Origin of the sequence: Petrotoga olearia DSM 13574 (assembly GCF_002895525.1) — a bacterium.
Lineage (GTDB): Bacteria > Thermotogota > Thermotogae > Petrotogales > Petrotogaceae > Petrotoga > Petrotoga olearia.
Genome location: NZ_AZRL01000006.1, coordinates 18,437 through 29,290, shown reverse-complemented (window position 1 = coordinate 29,290; position 10,854 = coordinate 18,437). Strand labels below are relative to the sequence as shown.

Genomic DNA, 10,854 nt, shown 5'->3' with positions numbered 1-10,854 from the left:
AATATTTTGCATAAAACAAAATAAAGGGGCGCCAAATATCACCTTTCAGAGTTTCAAAACGCAGTAAAAAAATAACTTAAAATTGGAGGATGGAAATGGAAGAAGAAAGAGAACTAACCTTTTCAGACATACTCAGAATTTTTAAAAGAAGAAAATGGACTTTTTTAATCATTTTCTTCTTAACTATCTTTTTAACAGCTGTTTATCTATTTTTCATGGCAACTCCCAAGTATGAAGCTAAGCAGGTTATAGAGTACAAATCGAGTTCTTCCCAACCAACCGTCTCTTTAGGATCAATGTCTTCTGCAGCAAACTTATTAGGAATCATCCAACCGACTGACTCTGGTCTAACTACCGAAATTGAAAGGATGAAAGCCGATTGGGTGTTGGCAAACGTTGTAAAAGAACTCAACCTTGTAGAAAAAGCAAATGAAAACAAAGGGCTAATTGCAAGGTTAAGAGGTACAGAAGTAACAGAAAGAGATCTCATTGATTCACTAAAAGAAGGTATAAATATACAAAATGTTCAAGATACTAATATGATAGAAATAAGTTACCAAAGTTCTGATCCGGGCTTAGCTGCTTCGGTTGTTTCACTTGTGTATTCTTACTACACCGATTATGCAAAAAACCTTTATTTTGAGGATTCTCAGTCTTATTTGAATCAAGTTGAAACGTTATTTGAAGATGTTTCTCAGCAATATGATCAGATAAATAAAGAAGTTTTAGATTTTCAAACTAAAAATAAATTGTTAGCTTCTTCTTCAACTTCATCTCAAACATTCGATAGTTTAATTAGTTATTATTCTGAAACATATATGAATATCTTAAAATTAGACGCCGATAAAAATCAATTAGAAATCAGAAAGCAAGCTATAGAAGATAATATTTTCAAACTGACTCCAGAAACGAAAGAGTTTATACTAACAAATACTGAAAAAGATACACCTGTTAAGGATATAAAATCTAAATTAGTAAGTGACAACATAGAATTAGAAACTTTAAAGTTAAATTCCCCTAGTTCTCCAAGAATTGGAGCTTTGGAAGCAGAAATAACGGTTTTAGAAAACGAATTGAAAAAGAACCTTGAAACAATATTTTCCAACGATTTAAACTTTCTTGCATCGATCGATATGGGAACTTTTAATGAATACACAGGGATAATTACACAACTACAACTATTTGATGTAACAAAACAGGTGTACGAAAATATGCTTCAAGTTATTGATGATGAAATTGCAAAAAGCTCCCCCATTCTTTACGAATATTTTCTATTAAAACAACAGCAAACTATACTTCAAGCTAGGTATAATACTTTACTAGCTGCGTTAGAGCAAGAAAGGATGAAGGCATCACTGTACGATAACAAATTCAAAGTAATAAACTCTGCCTACATACCAGAAAATCCTGTATCTCCAAATACTACCCTTACTTTAGCTATTGGAGGGGTATTAGCAATATTCTTGGGGATTTTGGGTGTTTTTGTAAAAGAAGCCCAAGACAAAACGGTGAAAGATCTATACGAATTTGAAAGTTTATTTGGGGTTCCTGACATTATTTTAGATGATTCAAACGATGCCGAGAAAATAGTCAATTTCGTTTATAAAAAAGATTTTAAAAAGTTTGGGTTGTTGTTTTTAGGGAGTTTCTCAGTTGCCCAGAACCTTTCTCAAAGAATTTACAACATCTTAAATACCATAAAACCTTATAAAACAGAGTATTTTACTTCAATAGAAAATGAAGATTACAAAGAAAAATTTGAAAAATTTGAAAAGTTTAAAAACACAAACGAGGCGTTTATAATGTTTGACGATTTCAACAATGGTGATTATATACTATACAGAGATGATTTGGAAAAAATTATTATATTTATAGAAGAAAAAACAACAAACTTGGAAGATATAAAAGAGATTTTAAAAAAAGAAAAGGATCCCACAGTTGTTTATGTAAAAAAGAAAAGATAACATCTTTTGGAGGTGTCGGTAACGAAGCTCGAATTAATGAGCAAAGAAGAGTTTGAGATATACAAAAAGAAAATGTACGAAGAATATGCCAAAGTTTTGGCTGAAAATTTGTTGATTCCATACGAGGAAGCCTTGGCAAGAGCAGAGGATCAAATTGATACCGTCTGGAATGAAGATATCAAAAAAGGGAAAAACTATGGTTATAATGTTATAAATGGGAATAACGACCACGTCGGAAGAATTTGGGTTTTTGTCAATCACAGTTCTAAAAAAGCGTTTATATACGATATTAGGATTTTTCCTAAGTATCAAAAAAAAGGATTTGCAAAAGGTGCTTTAAAAAAACTAGAAGAAACATTAAAAAAAGAAAAGGTAAAATTTATTGAATTGAATGTCTTTGGGAATAACAAAGTTGCGTATAATTTGTATAAAAATCTTGGATTCGGCGAGACACACATCAATTTGATGAAAGGGTTTCAAAAACAGAGAGTTATTACTTTACCAAGATATTTGAAGTTTTTAGAAAGTTTCTTTTTAAAATCAGGATATAGAATAGTTGCTATCGAAATGAGAAAAAAGCTGTAATAAAAAACCTCCGTAAAGGAGGTTTTTAAATTATCTTTGTTTACTTTTAAATTAGAATTGTACACCTGCGTAAACCTTGAACTTTGGCCTCAACTGGAACTCACCTTTATAAACTTCGTCATAAGCGTCAGCTAATGTTGGTTTTTCAAATAAAACATCTGCACCTACATTCATGTCGAGGTTTTGAACTGCAAAGCTTGCTCCAGCTCCTCCACCGAAACCTAAACTATTTGCTAAAACCTTATCGTCTCCTAATCCAAAGGAATAGTTAAACAACCCTTGGACATACATTCCAAATGGTAAGTCTGGGAAGAAGGCATTTAAACTCTGCCTGTAACCAGCATTCACGCCCACCATCATTTGAGCTACCTCTTCAGTAGCAGTAGCGGAAGCTGTAACTGCTGCATTAGTAGCAAATTCTGTTGGGAAATAGTAATCAAAAGAACCGCCGACTAACAACGCTCCGCCTTCTACACCCAATCCATCGAACAAATAGTTTGCACCTGCACTGATCCCATGCATCGTTACATCTTCTACTGTATCTACATCAGTAGCGGCTAGAGATGTATTTACATATCCAACTGTTACTTCAAATGCAGCGAAACTAAAAACAGCTAACATACCTACCAACAACGTTGCGAAAACTTTTTTCATCTTTGTTCCCTCCTCTCTGAGATTTTGTAGAAATTATGATAAAAAACTAACAAACATACTTGCTTCATTGTATCATACTTATTTTATATCTCTAAGAAAAAATGAATACATTTTGTTGAATTTCGATGAAATCTGGCGTATTTTGTTTAAAAAGGTTAAGAGAAAGTATGTAATCTAACCTACTGTTTTTCTGAACAAACTTATTTGCTAATTCATTTTTATAAGAGTAATCGTTTTTATGATTTTTATTATTAACGTTTGGATCTGATTTTATAAATTTATCAGAAAGACTTTTAGATCGGTTATGTGATTTGCTTGCTATCGAGTTAAAATTTGAACTGTAGTCTTGGTTATAGTATAGATCATTCAATTCTTTTATTTTTATAGTGTGATCATCTGTAGAAGCTAAATAATATACACCTATGGTAATCGTTGATTTTTCTTTTTGATCCACTTCAATCTCGCTGATCAATTCTAATAAATTGAGATTGCCATGAGTACCAGAAGTTAAAGACAAGTTATCCAAATCTGGTAATCTAGCGTAAGATGTGTTACTTGCGAAAGATGAAAATACGAACAATAAAAAAATTAATAATATACTAGTAAACTTTGTTGCTTTTATCATAATTATTTCGCCTCCTGAAATTAACCCATTAAACTATTTATTTATAGAAATCTAGAACTTTGTATATATGCTCCGCATTAATTTGTTTGATTCTAATGATATAATAGATTACATTCCTTAAAATCAGATTAAAAGAAAGGAGTATTTCAAATGTTTGATCCCTTAAAATTTGCTTATCCTTCAAAAAGGATTCCTGTTTATGCAAAAAACGGGATGGTGGCAACAACAAATCCATTAGCTTCTGAGATAGGTATCGAAATTTTAAAAAAGGGTGGTAATGCTGTTGATGCAGCTGTTGCAGTGGCAGCAAGCTTGACAGTTTTAGAACCTACTTCCAACGGTATAGGTGGCGATGCATTCGCTATACTTTACAAAGACGGTAAACTATATGGGTTGAATTCCAGTGGATACGCTCCAAAAAATCTCACCTCAGAATTAATGAAAGAAAAAGGGTTTGAAAGAATTCCTCCATATGGATGGGAATCAGTTACTGTTCCAGGTGCTCCAGCAGCTTGGGCAACTTTGTCTGATAGATTTGGTGTTCTTCCTTTTGAAGATTTGATAGAACCAACCATTAAATATGCAAGTGAGGGTTTCCCTGTTTCTCCTATAACAGCTAAATCATGGCAGAACGCTTTTAAAAGGTATAAAAAAGAGTTGAAGGGCGAAATTTTTAAAAATTGGTTTGAAGTGTTCGCCCCTAATGGGAACGCTCCCGATGTTGGAGAAATTTGGAAATCAACTTATCACGCAGAGACTTTGAAATCAATTGCAGATACAAAGGCAAAAAGTTTTTATTCAGGAGAATTAGCTCAAAAGATTTTAAGTTTTTCAAAAAAGACAGGAGGTTACTTTTGTCAGGAAGATTTAGAAAAATTTGAACCTATATGGGTGGAACCGCTTAGTGTAAATTACAGAGGATTCGACATATGGGAATTACCACCAAATGGACAAGGTATAATTGTTTTGATGGCTTTGAACATACTAAAAGGGTTTGAAATGAAATGTAAAGAAGATCCAGAAAGTTACCACAAGCAAATAGAAGCATTAAAGTTAGCCTTTAGTGATGGTCTGAAATATATTACGGATATTGAAGACATGAAAGTACCGGTAGAATCGCTTTTATCTGAGGAATATGCAAAACAAAGAAGAAATCTTATAGGTGAATATGCACTGTTACCACAAGCAGGAAATCCGTATTCTGGAGGAACGGTTTACTTTGCAACTGCGGATAAAGATGGAAATATGGTTTCTTACATTCAAAGTAACTATATGGGATTTGGTTCTGGAATAGTGATTCCAAAAACGGGTATAAGTCTACAAAACCGAGGAACAAGCTTTTCTTTGATTGAAAAGGATCACAACTGTTTAAAACCATTAAAAAGGCCATATCATACCATTATTCCCGGTTTTATAACCAAAGACAAAAAAGCAATAGGTCCTTTTGGAGTTATGGGAGGGTACATGCAACCACAGGGCCATATACAATTTCTTAATAATTTTATCGATTTTCATTTAAATCCTCAAGCTGCTTTGGATGCTCCAAGATGGCAATGGGTGAAAGACAAAGAAATTATAGTAGAAAAAGAATTTCCAAGGCATATACTTGAGTCTTTAGCAGATAAAGGTCATCAAATAGAGGTTTCATTAAATTCTTCTAATTTTGGAAGGGGACAATTTATATATAGAACAGAGGATGGTGTTCTGACAGGAGGCACCGAACCAAGAGCCGATAGTAACATATCTTGCTTTTAAAAGAAATTTAATGAAAATTCCAAAAAGATTCTAAATAATGGTGGTACAATATAGTTAGACAAGCTAACTATATTGAGGTGAGTAAACTGACTCAAAAGGTTATTAATTTGCTCATTTTTTCCTCCATAAGTAGCTCTTTTTGGGCTATTTATAAAGTTGTTTTTAATTTATTTTTAAGAGATTTGGGTTATACAAACCAGTTCATTGGTCGAATGACCTCTTTTGAAATGTTGGGGGCTGCTATCTTAGGGATTTTAATAGGAATTCTTGGGGATAGAATTGGAAAGAAAAAAATGATCATTATATCTTCCATAGGTTTTGGTATTCTATTGTTGATAAGAAGTACTTTTCCTTATAAAAATATTTTATTAGTCCTTGGATTCTTGAACGGTGGATTTATGACTTCTAGAAGGTTACTCTTGGATTCTTATTTGATGGATGTTACAGATAGTTCAACCCGGGGGCCTGCTTTTGGATATAATTTTGCTATTTTTATGGTTAGTGGTGTTTTAGGGAACTTCATAGGTGGCTTTATGGGAGAATATTTGGGTTTAAGGTTAACTCTATATATAACAGGGGTATGTTATGCCATATCACCCATATTATTAAGAAAATTACCCGAAAGCGTTAGAGATAAAAGAGTTACCCTTAAAAAAGTTTTAGATTTTTCCCAGTACAACAAAGAAGAAAAATACATTTTAAAATACTATCTTTTAAGAACAGCAGCGATATCTTTTGGAGCAGGACTGTTTGTCAATTTTGGAAATATTATATACAAAGACCTGTTCAACATGTCTCCTTCTTTGATAGGTATATCTTTATCAATTGCACAATTTGGAGCTGCCGCAGGCTCTGCCGTTTCGCCACTGCTTGGAAAAAAGTTCGGTCCTTTTAAATATACATTCATTTTAAATGGGATAGTTATTCCTTTGATTATAAGTTTAGGATTTATTCGAAACCCTTTTATTTTTATTGGTATTTACGCTTTAAGGTTTACTTTCACTAATATGACTAACCCTGTGGAAACATCCTCTGTTTTGAGTGCACTACCAAAAAATAGAGTCACATCGATATATAGCCTTAGAAACGCTGCTAATTTTTTGACAAGGTCTTTGGCTGCATTCATATTTGGAATAGTAAGTGTACTGCCAAGTGGTTATACTTTCTTGTTCTTAATTAGCTCCGTGTTTTATACTGCTGCGCTTATTTTCATGTATAAACTATTCGTTCCTTTAAGAAAAAACGGCGTTTTACATCAGTTGTACAGTAATAATTCATAAAAAACGTTTTAATACTTCTTCCCTTTTTGGGATAGAAGACTGGGCTCCTTTTCTTTCAACAGAGATTGCAGCAGCGGTATTGGCAAAAATAAGGCTTTTCTGTAAATCCTTTGTTTCTGAAAAAGCTACAGCAAAAGCACCATTGAAGACATCTCCAGCTCCAGTACTATCAACTGCGTTTACTTTTAGAGGCTCAATTTTCCCAAAGTTTTCAGCTTCGTCGATGTATACAACACCTTTGTCTCCCATCTTCACAATCAAATTTTTTACCTTACTAATTCTTTTGAATTCAAGCATTGATTTACCTAGATTGTTTTCGTCGAAATCTATCCTTATCTGCCGTGAGGCTGTTTCCCTTGCTTTTTCACAAAGGAACATAAACTCTTTATTGTTGGGAGTTAAAAAATCTATATCCTTCAAACTTTCTATCTTTGTATTTCCGACAGGGGCAGGATCGTATATAATAGTTATTCCTTTTTCTTTTAACTTAGAAATAGCATACTCGACACTTTGCATGGGAATTTCATTCTGCAATAAACAAATATCTATTTCATTACCATATTTATCAAAAAACTTATCTATTTTATTCTTATCTACATTATCGTTAGCACCGGAGAAAATAATTATCCTATTCTCGCCACTTTTCTCGACCTCTATATAAGCCCTACCTGTTTTTTCATTCTTCTGTACATAATAACCTTCGATTTTATACTTTTTAAAATTTTGAGAAATTTGGTTCCCATACTCGTCATCACCTAAGCAGCTACAAAAGTAAGCAGGCTTTTCAGATAACATAGCGGCTGCAACGGCTTGATTCGCCCCTTTGCCACCAAAATAAAAATCTAATGAAAGGGCTTTTTGCGTTTCTCCAGGAACTGTAAAATGTTCAACGTTGAATACTATATCCATGTTACTGCTACCAATTACAGCGATCATTGAACTATCTCTCCTTTGAATAATTTCAGTAAAATTATAATATATAATATTTTTAAATTAAAGAAAAGTTTTTAACTCGAAAAGAAGTTCTTCTCTCTTGAAAATAGTACATTGATTAAGAGAAGAACTCTGAATATGAAATACCGTTTTTATTATTCTAAAAAAAAGAAAAAAATTTATGAAATCCAGCAGGAATATTCTCCAGTAAGAAGAACATCCCGAAGGAGGTTCAAGTAAAAGATGAAAGCTGATTTTAACTGCGATTTGAATCAAAAAACTTTGTTCCTCGCATCCATACATGATATAATTATATTATATAACCATCGAATTTAGGTGATTAAATATGCTAAAAACATATAAGTTTAGGTTGTATCCAACAAACGAGCAAATACACAAACTTAACGAGCATTTTGGACATACTCGATTTGTCTACAACCTATTCTTAGAATTTGTTAACAATGCCTACAAAAATACTAAAACGTCTATGGTTAACTACAACATATGGTGTAAAATATTGACAGTTCTTAAAAGATCTGAAAAATATCATTGGTTAAAAGAAGTTAATGCTCAATCTCTACAACAGTCTATAAAAGATTTAGAGAGTGGGTTTAAACGTTTCTTCAAGAAACAAGCTAAGCATCCTAAATTTAAAAAGAAATCAAGTAGACAATCTTTTAGAGTTCCTCAACATATACAACTGTATGAAAATGAAAATAATGATAAATACGGTATTATATTCTTACCAAAGTTTAAAGAAGGTATTAAAGTAAGAGTACATCGAAAAATAGATCCAAATGCAAAGATAAAAAATTGTACTTTCATTAAAACTACAACAGGTAAGTATTTTGTATCTATAACATTTGAAGTCGAAGGTTCTTACCCCGAAAGATATATAGACTATGAGAACTCAATTGGTATGGATATGGGATTGAAAGATTCTGTTGTATTATCCGATGGAACAAAGTATCCAGCTCCTAAAGTTTTGTCTAAGTACGAAAGGAAATTAAAACACGCATATAAAAAGTTTTCAAGCAAAGAACAAGGTTCTAAGAATTGGGACAAAGCAAAATTAGAAGTTGCTAAAGTACATGAGAAAATTAAGAATACACGAGAGGATTTTTTACATAAACTAACGAAGGAAATCAGTGAGAACCAAGCTGATGTCTTCGTTGTAGAAACTCTCAATATAAGAGGCATGTTAAAGAATCACCACTTAGCTAAAAGTATCTCAGATTCAGGATGGTATCAATTCAAAACGTTCCTAAAATACAAAGCAGAGAGATTAGGTAAAAAGGTAATCGAAATAGGAATGTTTGAACCTTCGTCTAAGACTTGTAGTGTATGTGGGTATAAGAACGGAGGTTTAAAACTTTCTGATAGAGAATGGATATGTCCTGAATGTGGAACTAAACATGATAGAGATATAAATGCTGCCGTTAATATCAGAAAGTCTGGATTAGAACAGCTAGCCACTGTTTGAATTGGCTCTACCCCAGGGACTGGGGGATGTTAAGCCTTTGGAGACCACAACCTACTCTACGTCATACTTCGGTGGTCGATGAATTAGGAAGCTCACCAATTTATTGGCGATGTAGTTCACATTTCTGTTTATGAGATTTTCAACATGGTCACCTATGCCTGAGTACAAAATCCCATCGACTTTCTTTTCAATCAATGTTTTAAATAATTTTTTTCTTCAACAAAGTCGTTATCCGAATTGCATATAATTAAAGAAAAACCTTTTGATCTTAGAAAATCTTCTGCCCCTCTTACTATAGTTGCAAAAAAAGGGTTGGCAATATTTGGAATGATAATACCGATTGTCTTGGTGTACCCAACTCTTAAACTCCTGGCAAGAGAATCAGGATAATAATTTAACTTTTCAATTGCCTTTAAAACTTTTTCTTTGGTTTCTTTTTTTACTGGTAAGGAACTGTTTACTACCCTTGAAACAGTTGATATGGAAACTCCAGCTTCTTTGGCTATATCTTTTATGGTTACATGTCTATTCATAAAAACCACCTTGTTACAATTATTATGCAAACGTTTTCGAAACTGCTTATCTAAAGTATATCTCTAAATAATTTAAATTGCAAACTTGATTATGGATGATTAGAGGAAATTAGACGGAATTATAGTCGATTAACTCAATTTTTCTTTTGTTTTCTTAGTTTTATTCATTTTTCTCTTTTGCTTTTGTTGAAACTGTATAGAAATAAGACTACCAAAGTAATTACATAAGGTAACATGGAAGTGATTTGTGATGGGATATTAAAGTTTTGAAGAGTGAAAGTCACACTTTCAAAAAATCCGAACAACAAAGACATTAAAAGTATTCCTAAAGGACGACCTTTTACCAAGATTATTATAGCCAAAGATATCCATCCTCTGCCGTTTGACATATTTTCGCTGAAAAGGGTAACATAGCCTAAGGATAAGAATATTCCAGCTAAGGAAGAAAGTATGCCCGAAAGTAGTATAGAGACAAACTTCATATTATTAGGGCTAATGCCTAAAGATCTAGTTGTTTCTGGATCTTCCCCTGTTGCTCTAAGTCTGAGACCGAATTTCGTATGAAATATTATAACTTCTATCAACAAAGCTAAAAGTATTGCCAAGTAAACAATAAAGGGATGATTGTTCAATATTTCTGAAAGTATAGGAATTTTATTTAAAATAGGTATATCCCATGTTGGAAGAGATTCTATCCTTGGAGATATGAAGGCACCTTTTACATCGAAAATATTCCTTAAAAGATACGTAGTTCCACCCAAAGCAAGCATATTTATGCCGATTCCTGTTAGAAATTCGTCCGTTTTGAGGTACAGTGCAAATACAGAAAAAATAAGAGAAACAACAGCTCCGGAAATGACTGCAAACAACATGCCCATTGCCCAACTTTGAAAAAAATAACTACCCAAAACTCCGAAGAAGGCACCGATGAGCATCATACCTTCCATAGCAATGTTGAATACGTTAGCGTAATAGGTAAAAGTCCCGCCCAACGCTGCAAGAAGTATAGGAGTTGCACTGCTAAAACTGTCTCTAATTAATA

At 32.9% G+C, this 10,854-nt stretch carries 10 protein-coding genes; 5 read left to right on the top strand and 5 right to left on the bottom strand.

The window, feature by feature from the left end:
* Positions 1-95 precede the first annotated feature (95 nt).
* Positions 96-1,964 (top strand): GumC family protein, encoded by a 1,869-nt coding sequence (locus X929_RS03355; protein WP_169924945.1) that lies wholly within the window; start codon positions 96-98, stop codon positions 1,962-1,964.
* Positions 1,965-1,976: 12 nt separating this feature from the next.
* Positions 1,977-2,549 carry a GNAT family N-acetyltransferase gene (locus X929_RS03350; protein WP_146255769.1) on the top strand — a complete coding sequence of 191 codons (573 nt, stop codon included), beginning with the start codon at positions 1,977-1,979 and terminating at the stop codon, positions 2,547-2,549.
* A 51-nt stretch (positions 2,550-2,600) separates the two neighbouring features.
* Here the strand turns inward: X929_RS03350 and X929_RS03345 are convergent, their stop codons facing one another.
* Positions 2,601-3,203: a hypothetical protein gene (locus X929_RS03345; RefSeq protein WP_103066627.1), complete on the bottom strand. Its 603-nt coding sequence runs from the start codon at positions 3,201-3,203 to the stop codon at positions 2,601-2,603.
* A 91-nt stretch (positions 3,204-3,294) separates the two neighbouring features.
* Positions 3,295-3,828, bottom strand: coding sequence for a hypothetical protein (locus tag X929_RS03340; RefSeq protein ID WP_103066626.1), 534 nt, complete (start codon positions 3,826-3,828; stop codon positions 3,295-3,297).
* A gap of 150 nt (positions 3,829-3,978) precedes the next feature.
* Between X929_RS03340 and ggt the strand changes: the two genes are divergently transcribed.
* Both ggt and X929_RS03330 read left to right on the top strand, forming a co-directional pair.
* On the top strand, positions 3,979-5,583 hold the full coding sequence (gene ggt, locus X929_RS03335; RefSeq protein ID WP_103066625.1) for a gamma-glutamyltransferase: 1,605 nt from the start codon (positions 3,979-3,981) through the stop codon (positions 5,581-5,583).
* A gap of 77 nt (positions 5,584-5,660) precedes the next feature.
* Positions 5,661-6,863, top strand: a complete 1,203-nt coding sequence (locus X929_RS03330) for an MFS transporter (protein ID WP_169924944.1) — start codon at positions 5,661-5,663, stop codon at positions 6,861-6,863.
* On the opposite strand, the gene X929_RS03325 is transcribed toward X929_RS03330, so the two are convergent.
* Positions 6,858-7,799, bottom strand: a complete 942-nt coding sequence (locus X929_RS03325) for a ribokinase (RefSeq protein ID WP_103066623.1) — start codon at positions 7,797-7,799, stop codon at positions 6,858-6,860. The two genes, X929_RS03330 and X929_RS03325, sit on opposite strands and share 6 nt — an antisense overlap.
* Positions 7,800-8,142: 343 nt before the next feature.
* On the opposite strand from X929_RS03325, the gene X929_RS03320 reads away from it, so the two are divergent.
* On the top strand, positions 8,143-9,279 hold the full coding sequence (locus X929_RS03320) for an RNA-guided endonuclease InsQ/TnpB family protein (protein WP_103066622.1): 1,137 nt from the start codon (positions 8,143-8,145) through the stop codon (positions 9,277-9,279).
* Positions 9,280-9,470: 191 nt separating this feature from the next.
* On the opposite strand, the gene X929_RS03315 is transcribed toward X929_RS03320, so the two are convergent.
* Both X929_RS03315 and X929_RS03310 read right to left on the bottom strand, forming a co-directional pair.
* The gene (locus X929_RS03315) at positions 9,471-9,812 is read right to left on the bottom strand and encodes a LacI family DNA-binding transcriptional regulator (protein WP_211286728.1); all 342 of its coding nucleotides are present in this window, start codon (positions 9,810-9,812) and stop codon (positions 9,471-9,473) included.
* Between the two features lie 164 nt (positions 9,813-9,976).
* Positions 9,977-10,804 carry an ABC transporter permease gene (locus X929_RS03310; RefSeq protein WP_245858644.1) on the bottom strand — a complete coding sequence of 276 codons (828 nt, stop codon included), beginning with the start codon at positions 10,802-10,804 and terminating at the stop codon, positions 9,977-9,979.
* Positions 10,805-10,854 lie beyond the last annotated feature (50 nt).